This window comes from Pumilibacter muris (assembly GCF_943193045.1).
Lineage (GTDB): Bacteria > Bacillota > Clostridia > Christensenellales > Pumilibacteraceae > Pumilibacter > Pumilibacter muris.
The window spans coordinates 111,092-128,691 of sequence record NZ_CALPCN010000006.1 but is presented as its reverse complement, the minus strand read 5'-3'; the positions used below and the strand labels follow the sequence as shown (position 1 = coordinate 128,691).

11 protein-coding genes and 1 pseudogene are annotated in these 17,600 nt (G+C 48.2%); all 12 read right to left on the bottom strand.

What is annotated here, in order from left to right:
- Positions 1 to 53 precede the first annotated feature (53 nt).
- Complete coding sequence (locus NFR62_RS08065; protein WP_251617213.1) at positions 54 to 2,189, bottom strand: leucine-rich repeat protein; 2,136 nt, start codon at positions 2,187 to 2,189, stop codon at positions 54 to 56.
- 85 nt (positions 2,190 to 2,274) lie between these two features.
- On the bottom strand, positions 2,275 to 4,425 hold the full coding sequence (locus tag NFR62_RS08060; protein WP_251617210.1) for a leucine-rich repeat protein: 2,151 nt from the start codon (positions 4,423 to 4,425) through the stop codon (positions 2,275 to 2,277).
- 18 nt (positions 4,426 to 4,443) lie between these two features.
- Positions 4,444 to 5,751 (bottom strand): SGNH/GDSL hydrolase family protein, encoded by a 1,308-nt coding sequence (locus NFR62_RS08055; RefSeq protein ID WP_251617207.1) that lies wholly within the window; start codon positions 5,749 to 5,751, stop codon positions 4,444 to 4,446.
- Positions 5,752 to 5,806: 55 nt separating this feature from the next.
- On the bottom strand, positions 5,807 to 7,453 hold the full coding sequence (locus NFR62_RS08050) for an SGNH/GDSL hydrolase family protein (RefSeq protein WP_251617204.1): 1,647 nt from the start codon (positions 7,451 to 7,453) through the stop codon (positions 5,807 to 5,809).
- Between the two features lie 271 nt (positions 7,454 to 7,724).
- Positions 7,725 to 7,991: a hypothetical protein gene (locus tag NFR62_RS08045; protein ID WP_251617201.1), complete on the bottom strand. Its 267-nt coding sequence runs from the start codon at positions 7,989 to 7,991 to the stop codon at positions 7,725 to 7,727.
- A 127-nt stretch (positions 7,992 to 8,118) separates the two neighbouring features.
- Positions 8,119 to 9,309 carry an ABC transporter ATP-binding protein gene (locus NFR62_RS08040; RefSeq protein WP_251617200.1) on the bottom strand — a complete coding sequence of 397 codons (1,191 nt, stop codon included), beginning with the start codon at positions 9,307 to 9,309 and terminating at the stop codon, positions 8,119 to 8,121.
- Positions 9,296 to 10,219 (bottom strand): ABC transporter ATP-binding protein, encoded by a 924-nt coding sequence (locus NFR62_RS10195; RefSeq protein ID WP_420851365.1) that lies wholly within the window; start codon positions 10,217 to 10,219, stop codon positions 9,296 to 9,298. Before NFR62_RS10195 ends, NFR62_RS08040 begins: the two co-directional genes overlap by 14 nt.
- Positions 10,220 to 10,267: 48 nt before the next feature.
- Positions 10,268 to 10,528: pseudogene (locus NFR62_RS10190) on the bottom strand (ATP-binding cassette domain-containing protein); the annotation flags it as partial.
- 843 nt (positions 10,529 to 11,371) lie between these two features.
- Positions 11,372 to 12,511, bottom strand: coding sequence for an ABC transporter permease (locus NFR62_RS08030; protein WP_251617199.1), 1,140 nt, complete (start codon positions 12,509 to 12,511; stop codon positions 11,372 to 11,374).
- Between the two features lie 17 nt (positions 12,512 to 12,528).
- On the bottom strand, positions 12,529 to 13,521 hold the full coding sequence (locus tag NFR62_RS08025; protein ID WP_251617198.1) for an ABC transporter permease: 993 nt from the start codon (positions 13,519 to 13,521) through the stop codon (positions 12,529 to 12,531).
- 29 nt (positions 13,522 to 13,550) lie between these two features.
- Positions 13,551 to 16,193, bottom strand: a complete 2,643-nt coding sequence (locus tag NFR62_RS08020; protein WP_251617197.1) for an ABC transporter substrate-binding protein — start codon at positions 16,191 to 16,193, stop codon at positions 13,551 to 13,553.
- Between the two features lie 219 nt (positions 16,194 to 16,412).
- Positions 16,413 to 17,594 carry an InlB B-repeat-containing protein gene (locus tag NFR62_RS08015; RefSeq protein ID WP_251617195.1) on the bottom strand — a complete coding sequence of 394 codons (1,182 nt, stop codon included), beginning with the start codon at positions 17,592 to 17,594 and terminating at the stop codon, positions 16,413 to 16,415.
- Positions 17,595 to 17,600: the final 6 nt, after the last annotated feature.

Genomic DNA, 17,600 nt, shown 5'->3' with positions numbered 1-17,600 from the left:
GCGGCGGCAAACGCTTTGCCGCCGCACTCCCCTATTGTAGTTTTAGTTACTGTTTAAGCGGCTTGATTTTCGTCGCCACTCTCTTCGGGGACATCGGGCTCTTCGGTCTGCGGCGCAAAAGTAGCTTCCGTATTGAGTGTCGGTACAAACTTTTTCAATGCTTTAAACTTATAATAACCTTCTTTGTCTGAAGTTTCTTCTTTTGTAAAATAATTTGCTAAATAATAACTAATATCTTCAAGAGCAGTATCTACTGAAATATACAATGTTTCAGCACCTTGCCATCCGCCGAAATCCAAACCAAACAACGAACCGCAATTATCGGGATTATTACCTGCATAAGCTTGCGACGGACCTACGTTTTTGGCTACTTCATTATTGCCTTCTAAGAAAATCACATTGCGAATGCAATTAAAGAAAACTAACGAACGCGTATTAAAATTAGGAAAAGCGTTATTTGTAGTTCCTTTTTCGTATTGTCCCAAAGCGTCCGTATTGAGTTCAGCACCTATATGAATTTCTCCGATATTTGCCCCCATAAAGGCACCGTCGTCTATTAAAGTAACATCGTTAATATAAAGCTTCTCTAAAACTAAGCTATTGAAAGCGTTAACGGCAACTGTACCTATATTTCCAAGATAAAGCGTTTTTAATTTAGTAATTCCCGCGAAAGCCATTCCAGGCAAATCAATACGAGCTCCCTCTCCTACATGAGGTAAAAATTCCAAAGACACTATACCTGCATTTGCAAACACACCTGTTTCTAACGTAGTAACGGAACCGGGAATAGCAAGTGCAAAATTATTAGCATTTTTGCCCGCTTGGTCAAACGCGTTATTCTTGATAGTTTTTAGTTCTGTGCAATCTTCAAGATTAAAGGCTTCCAAATCGTACATTTCGTTAAACGATTGTATTCCGATTTCTTTAATGTGGTTTCCTTTTTGCACCTCAACTTTTGTCGCAGTAGAAAGACGGAAAGTAAGGTTGGGAATGGAAGTTAAAGTGCAAGGAAGATAAACCGTTTTAACGGCGGCGTACACGCTTTGCATAGCGTCAACGGCGTCTTTATTCGCTTCAACTTTTGCTTTATAAGCCTGAGCGTTAGCTTTTTCCGTCTCATCTTCTATCGCAGCTATTTGGTCGTCGGTTAAAGGTTTTTCGTAAGCAAGGAAATACAATGTTGCAATATCTTGCGGGTTCTTGCCAATCGACACAACGGGCAAACGGTTGTGTATTGCGGGAATGCGGAGCACTCCTTTAACGTCGACTTCGTCCATAATGTCGGAAGCGGAAGCGTTGCTCGAAATGAACGCTTCGTAGCCTACAACGGTTGTGCCGTTTTTAACTTCGCGGTATTCGAGAAGTTCCGTGCCGATAAGCGATTCCTCAGCCAAATCGTTCCAATCGTCGGTGCAAACAACGGTGTAGATTTTAACGGCGTGTTCTTCGTATTCAACCGTAGGCTCGGTTTCGCCGTCTTGCGGTTGTTCTCCGCCCTCTTCGGCGTTCTCTTTCACCGCAAGGATTTTAGCGGTAACTTTCGCAACGCCCGCTTGTTCGGCTTTAACGGTGGCGGTTTTTCCGTCTTCCGACGCGGTTACGGTTGCCGCCGCGCCCTCAACCGAATATTCGATTTTGGCGTTTTCGATAAAGTGCGTAACGCTTATAGTTGCGGTTTCGCCGTCGTCTTCGCCCGTTACGCCCGCGTCGAAAATTTTCTCGTCTTCGTCAAAGTCGGCGTTAAAACGGTAGTCGACGTTTTCAACCTTTACGGGAACGGTAACGGCGTCGGCGCCCTCTAACTGCACGGTTAAGGTGTCGTCGCCGCCCGCAAGACCTTTAATAGTTGCGGATTTCGCGTTCGTTTCGGTTTGAATAGCCGCAACGGTAGTTCCGCCGAGCGAGAACGACGGAGCTTTATCCGAACCCGTAACGGTAGCGGTAACAACAACGTCTTCGCCTATAATAAGCGTAATCGAATCTTTATCGAGCTTAATTACGGGTTTCGTAGGTTTTTCGGGGTCTTTGTCGTCGGGATTGTCGGGGTCTTTGTCGTCGGGCGGCGTAACCACTCCGCCGGGATTGTTGTCGTCGGGCTTTTTCGAATCGTTGTTGCCGCAAGCAACTAAGCCGAATGCCAACATAACCGTCAGCATAGCCGATAACAGGAACAAACAAACTTTTTTCATAACTTTCCTCCAAAAATAGTATTTATCTTTCGCCCCTTTTCAGAGCTAAAAGCCAAAGTAATTTTTTGTTGCGAGCTTTCAAACATTACGCTTTAAGCACCCAACGAGTGTAACCGTCTTTTTGAATACCGTCGGTTTTCTGCTCGTAACGGGATTTGAAAAATTCCGAAGGATTGAGAGTATCGAGCACATAAACTTCGCCAAAGCAATAGCTCTTCGCGCCCTCGGCGGTTTTTCCGTAAGCGCCCAAAAGTCCTCTGCTGTCGTAGTCGAGAGCCGCGAACGGAAGCGCACGCACGTCCTCAATCATGGCGTTGTCTATTGTAAGCGAGCTCACCAAACCGCTGGTAAGCGCGTAAACAAACGGATTGCCCCATTCTGTGGTGTGGTCTATAAGCGCGTAAGCGCCGTTACTTACGCCGTTTTGGTCAACGTCAAGCTCGGGGTCATACTGATAGTCTTTATCCCAATATTTGTAAGGCGAGAACGCCCATTCGCACGTTGCGGCGTCAACATATACGTCAACAATGCCCCACCCTTGAAAGAACGTGCACGACTGAACGCGTTTAACGTTGCAAAGGCGAACTTTTTGAAGCGCAAGGTTATATGCGAACGCGCCGTCGCCGGGATTTGTTAGCGTTCCGCCGTAAATCGTAACCGCGCGTTCTTCGTGACCTTCGCCGTTGTCGTCTTCGAATATAACGCTTTTAAGAGTTTGGTGGTTGTTGCGGTTAGCGTCGTTGGCTATTTGCGCAAAAGCCGCTTTGCCTATAACCGTAACGCTCTTGGGAATAAAAATTTCGGTCATGCAATGGTCGGCGAACGCGCCGCTTCCTATCGTTTGCAATTTGGTGAGGTCGCGCAAGTTGAACGAACCGAGTCTCGCCGTACGGAAGAACGCATGACGCCCTATTGTTACGAGCTCGTTGTCCTTTTGCACAAGCACCGCTTTAATTTTAACTTCGCTGAACGCGTCGGCGCCGATTTCAACTACGCTCGCGGGAATATAAACGCTTTTCACGTTAAGCGTTGTAAAGCTCTCAAACGGCTTAACGAACGGTTCTTTGTGTTCCGACATAGCCTCGCCGCTGTATTCGGCAAACGCACGCATAAAGTTTGCCGCAATCTTATTAACGGGTCTTGCTTCCGAATCGTCGGCGCCCTTATAGTAGGCGGGAATAACGAGACTTTCGGGAAGAGGAATTGTTCCGTTAAGCACTCCTTCCGAAAGCGTAACCGTGTAGCCTTCGGTAATGTCGGAAGCCGCGCGAACTTTCGCTCTCGCCGCAATTTCGGCGGCGCCGCTCTCTCCGCCCGTTTCGTCGGGATTTTCCGGGTCGGGCGCGGGCTCGGGGTCGGGCGCGGGCTCAACGGGATGGTTTTTAGCGCGGTCCGCATCTATTTTGTCTTTAAGACTTTGCGTAAGCGTGGGGTCGGGCATCGCAGCAAACTCTTCGGGCACGCTTTCCGTGCTACGCTCAAACGAGAAATACTTATAATCGTAATATTTGTCTTGAAAGAAGTTCACGAAAGTAATATCGGTAGAAGCCGAAACTTCTTCGTGCCCTTTATCCGCGCTGTCTTTGCTAAGCGTGATTTTCACGTTTATTTTGCCTTCGGCGGTGGGGTGAACGGTAACGGTGTCGTCTTCCACTTCCCACGTTGCTATGCCTTCGGCGCCCGTTACGTCAACTTTCATGCTTGTGGTTTGGTCTTGCCCGAGCGAAGTATAGGTAACTTCGTAAGGCACGTCTACCGCGCTCTCGGCGGATTCGGGCATACTTATTTTAAGCGACTGCGTAACTGTTACTTTGCAAGCTGCGGTAGGGATTTTCTTGCCGCGCTTATTGTAGCCCTGCACTCTCACTTCGCCTTTTTTAAGCGCCGAAACTTTAAGCTTGCTGTTGCCGATATATTTAACGGTGGCAACTTCGGGATTGCCCGAAACGTAGCTCGAAGCAGTTCCCGTAAACGTTATATAGCCCGAGTCGCCCGCTTCTATTTTAAGCTCCGTTTGGTTAAAAACGCAGTCGTCGTTCGAATCGGGAAGCGGAACTTCGGGTTCGTCGTCAGGCTGAGTGTCGTCGGGGTCTTTGTCGGGGTCTTTGTCGTCGGGCGGCGTTACTATTCCGCCGGGTTCTTGCCCGTCAGGCTTTACTTTGTTGCATGCGGAAAATCCCGCGAAGCAAACGAGAAGCACAAAACTAAGCAAAAGTCCGATAATTCTCTTTCTCATATTTTATTTGCCTCCTTATTACGGATTTGAATTTTCTGTTAAAAAGTAGTCGTGCCCGAACATTGCCGTAAGGCAAGTCATGGTGTAAACTCTTCCCGCGAAGTCGTTGGGGTGATTTATGTTGTTTGCCGTTATATCGCGGTAGCGTTCGCCCTTTTTGCGATAGAGTTGGCGGTGCATTTTGGTAACTTCGGCAATACCGACGTTCTTATATTCCGACTCTTCGCCTTCGGGGAAAAACTCGTTGTATAATGCCTGCATTTGGCGGTCTATATCGTAATAAACGGTTGATTCGGGATTGCCTATCATGGGAGCGACAATAAGCACTTCTATGTCGGGATTGTGAGCTTGCAAGTTTTCCACTATTTCGCCTATACGGATTGCGTAAGATATGTGTTTCGCATCATAAGGCGTATGCAAGTCGTTGAGTCCGAAAGCCACGACGCAAAAATCGAGCCCGCGAAGCTGTTCGTTCGATTCCGCCTGCATTCTTCCCCACGCCGCGTCTTTTCCGCCAACCGACGGATTAACGTAGGTAATGTTTTCGTTGTCGAAATGCTTAGCCATATACGACGTCATCATGCGCGCGTAAATTTCGGCGTTAGGCTCGAACGAACTGCCCGGCATTCCCGACGCTATTGCGCCGAACGTTACGGAGTCGCCCAAGTAGCCAACCTTAACGGGTTCTTTCGCTTCAAGTTTTGCGGTAAGGCGAGTAAACTTATCTTTGAACACTGCGGGAACTTCCCATTCTTCGGAAGCGTATTCGTTGTGTTTGTAAGTTATCGCAACTTGCAAATTCGAAATATACGAGCCCTCTCTGAAAAACAGATACGTTTGATAGCCTCCGCCGTTTACGTCCGAGCCCTTTTTGGGCCAACTTGTGGCGTTTTGCTCTTTGGCTTTGTCGGCAGGCAAATACCAGTCGTCTTCCTCAACGTAAGGAATGGCGGAATTTTCCGTTCTTTTCAACAAATTGTTTTCGGCGTCGTAGGTGTAGTCTTTTCCTTCCTCGTACACCGTTTTAAGGTCGTAAGAGCGCACGCTCAAAATTTCGGTAGCCTTATACAGCAGCGGCGAAGCGTCGTTTTTTCCAACGAACAACGCAGTTTCGTTATACACAACGTTGCCGCGCCAATAAGGATAAATGTAGGTATCAAGCTCGTATTTGTCGTAAGTCATGCCCTCGTTATATAAGCGCTCGAGCTTTTCCTTTGCGGGCGGATTGTCGTCGGGTTTTTGAGCTTCGTTTCCGCAAGCGCTAAGTCCTACCGCCGCAAAAGCCATTATAATTGCCGCAAGAGCGCAAAATATTTTTTTCGTCATAACGGTTTTTAACTCCTTAAAAAACGGAATGTATTTCTTATTTTGCTTAGTTATTTTAAAGCTTATAATAATCGGAGCCGAATATTGTTTCAAGGCAGGTTTGCGCTATAAGCCTCATTCCCATATCGTTGGGGTGGTTTACGTTGTTGCCCGTAATGTCGCCGTAGCGGTTCCCCTTTTTGTGGTACAGCTGGCGGTGCATTTTTGTAACTTCCGCAACGGCGAAACCGTTGTATTTGGCGTTCCCGTTCGGGAAGAACAAACTTTTAATCGCCTGTTCCTGCGTGTCTTCGTCGGAATACGGGAAAGAAGCGGGATTGCCGAGCGCGGGCGACGCGAAAAGAATTTCGCAGTTCGGAAAGTTTTGGCGCGCCTTTTGCACAAGCTTTTCTATGTTTTCCGCAAACTTTTGCGGCGTATATCCGAGCACGTTTTGGTCGTTGAGCCCGTAGCCGAACACAATTAAGTCGGGCGTTACGGTGCAAGGCTCGGTAGGAATTACCGATGTGGGAGTGCGCGCGGGGAAATAAGAAAGCGCTTGCTCGGCGGTTGTTCCGCCCGACGCTATGTTCTGCTGAACAACCGTAGCGCGCGGATACTTCGCTTTAATAAACGAAGTAATCATGTCGGTGTATTGTTCGGCGTTTGGCGCAAGCCCCACGAATTTAGAAGCGTTGGCGCCTTGCACAACCGAGTCGCCGTAGTAAAGTATTTCTACGCGTTGCCCGTTTTCAAGCTTATTTCTAAGCTTAGGGAAAGCCGCAACGTTGGCGGCGGGCAAAGTCCATTCTTCGGGCGCGTATTCCTCGTGTTCGTAAGTTATCGCTATTTGCTGTTCGGAAATAGTTTTTCCTTCAGCAAAATAAACGTAATTCGACCACTCGTTAGTTGCCGTGTTCAGCGTGGCTCCTTTCGCGGCAAAAGCGTTTCCGCTTGCCAATAAGCCGTTGGCTTTCGCCTGAGCCAGCGTCATGTTCCACCGCGTGGGTTCCCATGCGGGAATACGCGAATTAGCCGTCCTGCGCAAAAGATTTGCAGACTTATCGTAAGTGTAGTCTACGCCTTCGGCGTAAGTAGTTTTAAGGTCGTAAGAGGTAACTTTTAAAATTCTCGACGCTTTATACAAAAGCGGGGTCGCGTCGGTGTTGCCCACAAACAACGCAGTTTCGTTATACACGGTGTTGCCGTGCCAATAGGGATAAACGTAAGTATTTAAATCGTACGAACTGTATGTCATACCGCCGTTGTTCTCCTTAGGTTTTTCGGGTTCTGTGGGCGGGTCGGGTTTTTCGGCGTCGCCCGCGTTTACGCGTACTCTGCACGCGTTATATTGCCGTCCGTCTTCGTCTACCGCCACAACGTAAGTAACGCCCGACTTCAAGCCTTTTACCGTTACGGTGTCGTTTTCGGCGGTAACCGCTATTTTATTCGAATCGAGAGCGCGGAACGTAACTGCGCCGCCCGTTGTTGTAACTTTCAACTCGAACGACTCTCCCGCTTTCACTTCTTTGTTAAGTTCGCTGAAATACGCCCGCGTAACTTCTTTTATTTCCTCTTCTGCGGGCGCCGTAACGCTCTCGTCAGGCTGAACCGCATTGCGCAAAAAACTCTCTTTTTTGGGCGAGGGCGCGGCGCATCCGAAAAGCGCAAAACCCGTTGCCGCCATAGCGAAAGTCAATATTAGCGATACTATCTTTTTCATCGATTTCTCCCTACAATATTATTTAGTGTGTGCTCTACGCGCGAATTGAATGCTCTTTTAAAGCATATTTTCGCAATTCGTTCGGTTTCTCGAATCGCCTCGCGCAGTTATTCGAATAACTCGCGAGGTTTTTCGAATAACCTCAACGATAAATACAGTATAACATGCTTTTTGCGTCTTGTCAATAGGTTCAGAAAAAATAAATTATGTTTTTTTGTTTTTATTCAAAAAGAAAGGGCGCAGACATTGTCTACGCCCTGTCGCTTACGGTTTAACGCAACCACAGCCAAATTAAAATTGCGGTTATTCCAAGCCCGCATATTGTGCACAACAGCGGTTTAATCATAGACAAAAACGTGCCTTTAAACACCGCCCGACGCTCCGCCCGCGTAAGTTTGGGCATTTTGTCGGGCTCGTAGTTTTTGCCTCTGTAACACGGCATTCCCTCAACGTTCATATCCGCCACAGTTCTGCCGTCGTCTACAAACTTGGTTTTTTTCTTTTTTGTTTGAATGCCGTATTCGTCTTTCTTTTTCATTCTTTTTCTTTTATTTGTCTATATCCTTTTGAAAGCACAATCGCGTCACGACGGGCAATATTATCGAGTTAGCGGGAAAAAGCGCTTTCACACAATCCTCTCAGAGCCTTAGCGCGAACTTTCAAAACTACTCCTGCGGGTATAAATGGCAAGCCACAAAATGCCCTTCTTCATACTCGCGGTAAACGGGAGCTTTTTCTTTGCATACGTCGGTGCATTTAGGGCAACGGGTATGGAACTTACAGCCCGAAGGCGGATTCGCGGGCGAAGGAATATCGCCCGAAAGAATTATTCGGTTCATTTTCACTTTGGGGTCGGGCACGGGCACCGCCGAAAACAGCGCCTGAGTGTACGGGTGCATAGGGTTTGAGAAAATACTTTTGTTCGAGCCGAACTCAACCATGCTACCCAAATACATAACGCCCACGTTATCCGATATATGTTTAACAACGCTCAAATCGTGCGATATAAACAAATAGGTAAGCCCGAGCGACTGCTGCAAATCTTTCAATAAGTTTATTATTTGCGCCTGAATGGAAACGTCGAGCGCCGAAACGGGTTCGTCGCACACAATGAGTTCGGGATTAACCGCCAAAGCGCGAGCTATGCAAATTCTTTGACGCTGACCGCCCGAAAATTCGTGCGGATAACGTTCGTAATAATAGTCGCGCAAGCCGCACTTATCCATAATATCCAAAACGTAGGAATGGAGTTGCTCTTTCGGCACGATTTTATGATACTTCACCGCCTCGCCTATTATTCCTCCTACCGGCATACGGGGAGGCAACGACGAATACGGGTCTTGGAAAATTATTTGCATTTTGGTGCGCAACGGGCGAAGCCTGCTCGGCGGAAGCGGCGCAATATCCACGCCGTCAAAATAAATTTTTCCGTCCGTCGGCTGATGCAATTTAAGAATTGTTCTACCCATAGTGGTTTTGCCGCAACCGGATTCTCCCACTATGCCCAAAGTTTTGCCGCGCTCCAAATCGAACGAAACGTCGTCTACCGCTCTGAGTTGCGCGGTAGGACGCCCGAAAAAGTCCTTTTTAATGGGGAAATATTTTTTAAGATTGCGAACACGCAATAAATATTTTGAAGAATCGGTTAAATCCTCTTCTGCGGCGGGCTTTTCGGCACCCGAAGCCGTAATTGAATCCGCTTCTACCGCGTTCGCATTTTCCGAAGCATCTGTTTCAACGCCGTTAGCAGCTTCGATTGCCGCGTCGGCTTGAGCCGATTCCAAAACGGCGTCGGTTGCCGCATCGGTAGCGGAAACTTTTTTATCTTTCGGCTTAGAGCCGTTATTGCTTGCCATTTGTCCCCTCCTTTCCGTACAGATAGCACGCCACCTTATGAGTGGGGCTCACGCTAACCATATCGGGGAATTTTTGCGCGCACGCCTCGCACGAACGAGAACAACGCTCTCTGAAATAGCAATATTCGGGCATGTTTATGGGGTTGGGAACGTTGCCGGGAATGTTGAACAGCCGTTCTCCCTCCGAGTTCATGCTCGGCTTGCTCTTTTGAAGCCCCACCGTGTAAGGGTGCAGCGGGTTGTCGAAAATTTCTTGCACCGTGCCCATTTCCACTATGCGACCCGCATACATAACCACAACGAAATCCGCCATTTCGGCTATAACGCCCAAATCGTGGGTAATAAGCATAATGCTGCCGTCGATTTTGTGCTTTATGTCGCGCAACAGGTCGAGTACCTGCGCTTGAATGGTAACGTCGAGCGCGGTTGTAGGCTCGTCGGCTATAATAAGGCGGGGATTGCACGCAAGCGCCATAGCTATCATAACGCGCTGACGCATACCGCCCGACAGTTCGTGCGGATAGCTTTTATATACGCGCTCGGGCATGGCTATGCCCACAAGATTGAGCATTTCCAAACTTTTGGCTTTGGCGATTTGCTTCGTAGCGCCCGGCAGGTGCAACAAGCTTACTTCGTCGAGTTGGTTGCCTATGGTGAGCACAGGGTTAAGGCTCGTCATCGGCTCTTGAAATATCATCGATATTTGACGCCCGCGAATTTTGTTCATGTCGCGCACAGGCATTTTTGCAATGTCATACGCCTTTTCTTCCATTTCGAACAACAAGACGCCGCTACTGCCCGTTTTTTGCACGTTCTCCATAATGGGATTGCCGAATTTATCGAGCACAACGTTGCCCTTTTTGTCGGTTTTGGCGCGCGTTAGAATTTTTTTATTTCCGTTCTCGTCCAAAGCTTCGTTGCCGTTCTCGTCGAGTTCGTATTCCCAAATAGGAATAGGCTTGCCGCTACCGTCAAGCTTGTAGTCGAGCGATTTAAAACGAATCGAACCGTCGGCAATTTGCCCTTGCGGCGCTTGCACGAGCTGCATCAAAGAAAGCGAAGTTACGCTTTTGCCGCAACCCGACTCGCCCACCACGCCTACGGTGCTCGACTGCGGAATATCGAACGACACGCCGTTCACAGCTTTAACAACGCCCGCGTCGGTATAGAAATAGGTGTGCAAATTCTCGAATTCCACAATGTTGCGGCTGTCGCGCATTTGAGTGGTGTATTCTTCGGGAGACACGCGCCGCTTCTTTCTTTTTTCGAAAGAACGCATTGTGCGCATGTTTTCTTTGCTTATGCGCTTGCTCTCTTTGCGCGAAATATAATGCTTGTTACGGAATTTGCCAGCATACCAGCTTTTAATACGCGATATGATTTTTTTGAACTTGTTCTTTTCAACGGGTTCTTCAACTGCGAACCCGCCTTCGTCCGATTTTTCCGATTCCGAAACAAAAATATTTTTTTGCTCTTCGCTTACCTGCGTGTCGGAAACCGCGTCGCCCGTTTCCGCGTCGGCGGCGGGAACGGTATTCGGAGTTTCGTCCGATTTTTCCTCTTCGAACTCGGTAGCCGTTTCTTGCGGCTCGCTAACCGTAGCGGTTACTTCGGCAACAACCGCCTGCTCTACGCTTTCCGACACGTTAGCCGTCGCCGCGTTCTCGACGGTTATTTCCGACGGTTCGGACGTAGCGGCTTTTTCCATTTCGGGCGCGGTTTTTTTAACGCCCGTCGCCGTTGATTTCGTTGAGGAACTTGTTTTCGCCGTTCCCGCAGAAGTCGTTTTCGCAGTAGAAGTTTTCTTTACGCCCGTAGAAGTTGATTTCGTCGAGGAACTCGTTTTCTTTGTTCCCGCAGAAGTCGTTTTCGCAGTAGCGGTCTTTTTCGCGCTCGTCGAATTTGTTTTTTTCGCGCTCGTAGCGGTTGTTTTCGTAGCGGCTTTTTTAGCGGAAGAGCTTGCCGTTGCCGTAGCTTTAACCTCGCTTTCCGCCGTTTTCAATTTTTCTTTATCTTCGGGCTTTGCCGCCGAAGTAATGTTACTTTTCTTCGTCGCCATAGCCTACCTCTTCATTTTCGGGTCGAGCGCGTCGCGCAGACCGTCTCCTATAAAGTTAAACGCAAGCACAGCCAAAACGATTAGCACGCCCGAAGGCACCCACACCCACGGATTGTATTGCAACACGTTCACGTCTTCGGTGATTATGTTTATCATTGTGCCCCACGCCGCATACGGAGCTTTAACGCCAAGCCCCAAATAGCTTAGGCTCGCCTCGTACAGTATCGTGCTGCCAAGTCCGAGCGTCATGGAAACAATAAGTTGCGGCATAACGTTTGGCACCAAATGCTTGAATATCTTTCGGGCTGTGCTAAGCCCCATAGCTTCGGCGGCAACCATGTATTCCTGCTCTCGCAAATACAAAATCTGACCGCGCACTATTCGCGCAGTGCCCGCCCAACCGAGAAACGTAAGTATCACCATAAGATAATAAATACGCAAACTCGGGTCCACTTTCCATGCGTCTAACAACGAACCCGCAATTAAAAGGAGCGGCAACGTCGGAACGCAACTGAAAATGTCTACAATACGCATTATAACCTGGTCTACCCACTTGCCGAAATAGCCCGCGAGTCCGCCCAAAATTACGCCTATAACCGTTTCGAGCAACACGACCAAGATAGAAATTGTCAGCGAAATTCGTCCGCCGTACATTATGCGGGTGAACACGTCCATTCCCGCCTTGTCGGTGCCGAGCCAGTGTTTTAACGACGGCGGCGACAAAGTGTTTATAGGTTGTTTGGCAACCGTTACCTGAATGATTTCGGTTTCGTTTCCGTCGGCGTCCGTAACGGTTACGGGCACCGAAATTATTTCCTCTTTTCCGCCGTAATCGGTTTGAGTTTCGCCCCAACGGTTGAAAATAACGGGTCCCAAAAACGAGAACAAAAACAACAAAATAATTAGAGTAAGCCCCACCATGCTCAGTCTGCTGCGGAAAAACCGTTTCATAACAAGCATGAAAGGAGAAAGCGTTTTAACGTTTGCGTCAAGCGGCTCGTTAAGCGTTTGGGCTGCAGGCGCTTGCTCCGATAAAATCGCGTTAGTCTCGTCGGCATTTCCGAGCGTAAGTTCGGAAACGGAACGCGCCGCCGCGTCTTCGATTACTTCGGAGGCAGCGCGGATATTTTTTTCTTCGTTCATATCCTTTTCCTCCTTCTTTAAGTTAATTTAACGCGCGGGTCAACCACAACGTACATAATATCGGACAAAAGCGTTCCGAGAACGCTGAGCACCGCAAGGAACATATTGTAGCCCATAATAAACGGTATGTCGCCCGCAATTTGCGCCTTATACGCAAGGTTGCCTATGCCGGGAAGCGAGAATACCTGTTCGATAATCATCGCGCCCGAAAACAGCGTGGGCAAAATTCCCGCAAGCAACGTTACAAGCGGAATCAAAGTATTTCTGAAAGCGTGTTTATAAATAACCTTGCTTTCTTTAAGTCCTTTCGCGCGAGCCGTTCTAATATAATCGGCGTTTAAAACTTCGAGCGTGTTGGTTCTTGTGTAGCGCATAAGCGAGCCTATGCTTAGCACAACAAGAGTAAAGATAGGCAGAATTATATGGTGAATGTTGTCAAAGAAATACATCAGCCCGCCCGTTTCGGTAGAGGAAGCGTCCGCCATACCTTGAATGGGAAACCAACCCAAATCCACCGCGAAAACCTTAATAAGGATTGCCGCAAAGAAAAAGCTCGGAAAGCTTATTCCTATCATGGTGAACACCGTAACCGCGTAGTCGCGCGCGCTGTACTGATGCGTAGCCGCCGTAACTCCGAGCGGAATAGCAATAAGAAATTGAAATATGAGAGCAATAAAGGCGATAAAGAACGAAGTCCACATGTTCTCGGAAATTACTTTGCTGACGGGGGCGTTATATTTAAAACTTTGCCCCAAATTGCCGCGAAGCAGATTGCCGAGCCACTGGAAATAGCCTTTGATTATGCCCCAAAAGCTGTTGTCGCTCAATCCGTAAATTGCTTTGAGCCGCTGTATATCTTCCTCTTTAACCGAGCCTTGCGACTGTTGCGCCGCAAACTGTTGGTCTACGAAGTCGGTGGGCATAAGCCGCACCAACGTGTAGATAATTAGCGAAACTCCGAACAAAATAAGGAAAGCGAGCAGTATTCTTTTTACAATGTATTTAACCATTAACCCTACTCTTTTATCCTATGCGCTTTTTAATTTTCTTTTAGGCTTACTTCCCAAATGCGGCTGAGCGGGTTTGTGAACGCGCTGTCGCTCTTGTTAAGCGAGCTGCCGTCAACTATATTTTTATTATATAAATAAATGTTGTTTCTTTGATATGTGGGAAGTTCAACCGCAAGGTCCATAACGTATTCGAGACATTCTCTGTAAAGCTCTGTGCGCTTAGCTCTGTCGTCGTATTTGCGAGCCTCGTCTATTGTTTTGCTGAGCGGCACAACTATGTTGTTATAGTCGGCGGTAAGAGTTCCTTTTCCGAATCCGTTAGACGAATTGCCCGATTTGAGTTCGCGGTATCCCCAGTTAAGCACGCTGGTAGCTTTGCTGTTGCGGTGATAAACTTGATACATATCGGGGTCTATCGTGCTGCTCCACGCCGCCGCCCACACGTCGAGCGCGCCGGTAGCGAGCTTAGTTAAAGTATAGTTGTCGGCGCGAACGTCTATATCCCAACCGCAAGCGTTGAGAATATCGGCAGCTTTTTTAAACGTGTTGTAAGTGGGGTGTTCGCTAAGGTTTGCGCCCGCGATTGTAAACGTAAATTTAAGTTGCTTGCCGTTGTAATACGCGTCTTCGTATTGGTCTAATCCGTCGCCCGTCTTTCCCGTAACTTTGAGCGCAACTCCGCTCTTGCTAACAACGTGCGCCTTGCTCATAAAGTCCAAAACGGTGGCTTGCGTTTCGGCGTCGGTAGCTCCGTAAGGATAACGGAAATTGTCGTCGTAGCTGTATTCGTCGTCAGGATTTATTCTCGGATAAGCCCAACTAACTTTGCTCATAGGCCACGCTATTTTTTGCGCGGTGTTCGTGTAGTACTGCATGCAAAGCGATGTGTCGCACGCGCTCATAATAGCTCTGCGCAAATTCACGTCGGGAATTTTGCCCGCGTTCACGCCTATATAGCCGTAGCCGAGCTGAACGTTTTGAACGTATTCGAGCACCTTTTTGTCGCTGCCGATTTCGTTCATGTTAGCGCTCGTTGCCTGCGGCATCGTGTAGTGCACCGCGCCCGATTTAACAACGTTTATGCTTTGCGACTGGTTTATAACCTGATAGCGAATAAGCTTGATTTTCGGCTTGCCCATAAGGAAATCGTCGTTACGGGTAAAGTAAACGATATTGTCGGATTTGAACGCGCCCGGCTCGGGATTAGCGCTGCCGTTGCGGTCGGTCGCCTTGTAGGGACCCGCGCCTACGGGCACACCCACCTTGTTGCCGCCTTTAAGAACGTTGTTCATAAAGTCGAGCGACGAATATTGCACACCGAAACTGTCGTTTTCAATCGAGAACGACGTAACGTGTTCGCTGTCGGAATAGTAGTGCAAAGGCGCAACTGTGAAACCGAAGTTCCAAATAGCTTTGGGGTCTACCCCGTTGATTTTTATTTGAAGAACTTGATATTTGTTGCCGTCTTTAACCGACCAGTCGGAATTGAGGTCGCCCATATCGTCGCCTTTCGGAAGCGCGGCAACGTTGTAGGTGTTTCCGTTCATGGTAACGGTAGAGGTATCTCTTCCGTCGAGAGCGGTGATACCGCTTATGTTTTTGTATCTCCTGTCGCCGCTGCCGCCGAGCGTTTCTTCTTTGGCTTCGGCAATAAATTCGGTAAGGATTTCTCCCGCCGTGCCCCACGACGTGGCTATTTCGGCAAATTTATTAGGCATGTTAGCGCGCTCGACGTAATCTATTGCCGCCTCGCGCGTGGTTATTTTTTCACGGTCGTAGTTCCAGTTCTTAACCGTTTCGGTCTTTTTGTCCCACTCTACGAAACCTTCGGCATACATAAATCCCTCTACGTCGTTAAAATGATACGGCGCGTCTTTGTAAGCCTCGATTGCTCCTTTATAGTCGTTTTCCACTTCTTTGCGGAAAAGTTCGCGTATGCGGTTGTAATCTTTAACGAATTGATGCTCGGCGCCGTGTTTTTTAATAATAGCCTCGCGCATGGTGTCTTCGGGATAAATGGTGTATACAACGCCGGGATTTCCTTGCGAGGGCTTGCCGTCTTCTATTATTGTCGTTACGGCGCTCACAAGGTTTGTAAGACGTGTACGCGCTTTATTTGTGGCAGCCGCCTCTATTTGCTCTTCGGTTGTGGCGGTGCTTTGAGTGCGGTATTCGTTAAGTCCCACTATGTCGGTTGAATACATTGTGGTGGAACCGGTGTAAACGGGGTCGAGATAAACGTACATATTGAACAGCACGTCGCGTATGGTAAGCGGCACGCCGTCGGAGAATTTTATGCCGTTTTTAAGCACGAAAGTATATGTGGTTTCGCCCGTCCACTTTCCGTTTTCGTAACGTCCCAACTTATTTTGGCTGTTCCCCTCTTGGAACGACGTTGTATAGTCGAGAACAACGGTGGGCTCGTTGTTGCCGTAGGCAACTTCTCCCTTGTCGTCGGAGTTGAGCATTGCAATTTGCGTCATGCCCACAACCTCGCCGTCGGCGCCCGCAGTGTAGAAAAACGGATTGAACACGCCGTCGAGCTCTTCGCTCATAATAACGAACGCGGTGGATTCGTTGCTCACCTTGTTTTTGGTGCAACCGGCAAAGCCTCCGAGCGCAAGGCACAAAGCCATTGCGGCACAAATAAGCACAGTAAGTTTTCTTTTCATTTTTTAACCTCCCGTAGCGGAACGAATAAAAACTCCGCTTTGAGTATTATGTGTGTATTTTCGTAAAAAACACAGGTGCCTTATAAGTATAGCCCATTTACGTATATTTTTCAAGCGATTTAACGCTGTTATTTTTTTGATATGTTTGGGACTGCCGCGCTTCGCTCGCAGTGACATTAAAGAAGTTTCTTTATGCTTAACGACAGTAACGCATTATTTTTATAGCTCCGTAAAGACGATTGCGTTAAAGTTGGGGTCGGTTTCGTCGAGGTGCCAGCCGTATCCCGAAAGTCGGTTGTCTATGTCTATTCTGCGAACTACGCCCGCAACCGACGAATTTAACTCGCCCGCAATCAGTCCCATAGTATAATTGCCGGGACGCGCCACCGTTTTTAGAACTATTTTGCCCGAAAGCTCCACGTTTTCGAGAGTAACGCCTTCTTCCACTATTCCCGCAAGCAACCCAACGCTTCGCGGCTGAGTCATGGTGTCTTCGATTGTAACGGTAACGTTTTCGAATTTAACGTTTTTGAGCTTGGCGCCCGTTTTAAGAGTTTTGAATATTCCCCATTCGGCTGTACGAACGCCGAAAACGGGAAATTCTGCGGTTACGCCTTTAATCGTGTGCCCGTTCCCCTCTATAATGCCGTCAAAGTCCACCGTGCCGCCGTTCCATTCGGTGTCGGAATTTGTAAAGTCTATACTGTTTAAAAGATAGAAGTTTCCGCCTGCGGTAACGCTCAAAAAGTCGGACGGCTTACTAACGAGGGTATATTCCCCCTCGAGCCAATCGGTGTAAACTTTAACTTCGGTATTCACCGACTCGCCGTTTTCCACCGTTCCTATATGCTTAGTGGAATGGTCCCACTTGTTTTCGCACTCGCGGTCGCTATAAAGCCCCAAAAGAGTGTGACCTTCGCGCGATACTTTGGCAGACGCGGAAAGCGTTCCGCCCTGTCCCACGTCTACCGACGAAATTCTTTGTTCTTCGTTGTTTGCGTCCACATAATAAAACACATATTTAAAGTTAGGCAGCCATTTGGCGTAAAGAGTAAGGTCTTTGTCGGTTTTGCGCGAAAAGTCCCATTTTTCGGCAAAGTCGGCCGACGTATACCACCCTTCGAGAAAGTGCCCCGCCTTTCCGGGACGCGTATCCGACAGCTTGCCCGTGCCCAGCTGAATTATTTGAGCCGCGCCGCTCGAATCCTTTTGATAATAGTAGAATACCGACATATTATCCTGACTCGAAATTGTGCAACCTTCTCCCATTTCGAACTTTACGGTTATACGGTCGCCGTATTGCTTTTCGAGCTTTTCGCGCGTTACAACGTTAGAACATCCCGCAAACAGCGCCGCGCACAATGCGCACATTATTAACATGACTAAAAGTTTTTTCTTCATCGTACT

Excerpts from the sequence above, each read along its gene's own strand:
- NFR62_RS08065 (WP_251617213.1), bottom strand. The coding sequence starts at position 2,189 with ATGAAAAAAGTTTGTTTGTTCCTGTTATCGGCTATGCTGACGGTTATG.
- NFR62_RS08060 (WP_251617210.1), bottom strand. The coding sequence starts at position 4,425 with ATGAGAAAGAGAATTATCGGACTTTTGCTTAGTTTTGTGCTTCTCGTT.
- NFR62_RS08055 (WP_251617207.1), bottom strand. The coding sequence starts at position 5,751 with ATGACGAAAAAAATATTTTGCGCTCTTGCGGCAATTATAATGGCTTTT.
- NFR62_RS08050 (WP_251617204.1), bottom strand. The coding sequence starts at position 7,453 with ATGAAAAAGATAGTATCGCTAATATTGACTTTCGCTATGGCGGCAACG.
- NFR62_RS08045 (WP_251617201.1), bottom strand. The coding sequence starts at position 7,991 with ATGAAAAAGAAAGACGAATACGGCATTCAAACAAAAAAGAAAAAAACC.
- NFR62_RS08040 (WP_251617200.1), bottom strand. The coding sequence starts at position 9,309 with ATGGCAAGCAATAACGGCTCTAAGCCGAAAGATAAAAAAGTTTCCGCT.
- NFR62_RS08030 (WP_251617199.1), bottom strand. The coding sequence starts at position 12,511 with ATGAACGAAGAAAAAAATATCCGCGCTGCCTCCGAAGTAATCGAAGAC.
- NFR62_RS08025 (WP_251617198.1), bottom strand. The coding sequence starts at position 13,521 with ATGGTTAAATACATTGTAAAAAGAATACTGCTCGCTTTCCTTATTTTG.
- NFR62_RS08020 (WP_251617197.1), bottom strand. The coding sequence starts at position 16,193 with ATGAAAAGAAAACTTACTGTGCTTATTTGTGCCGCAATGGCTTTGTGC.
- NFR62_RS08015 (WP_251617195.1), bottom strand. The coding sequence starts at position 17,594 with ATGAAGAAAAAACTTTTAGTCATGTTAATAATGTGCGCATTGTGCGCG.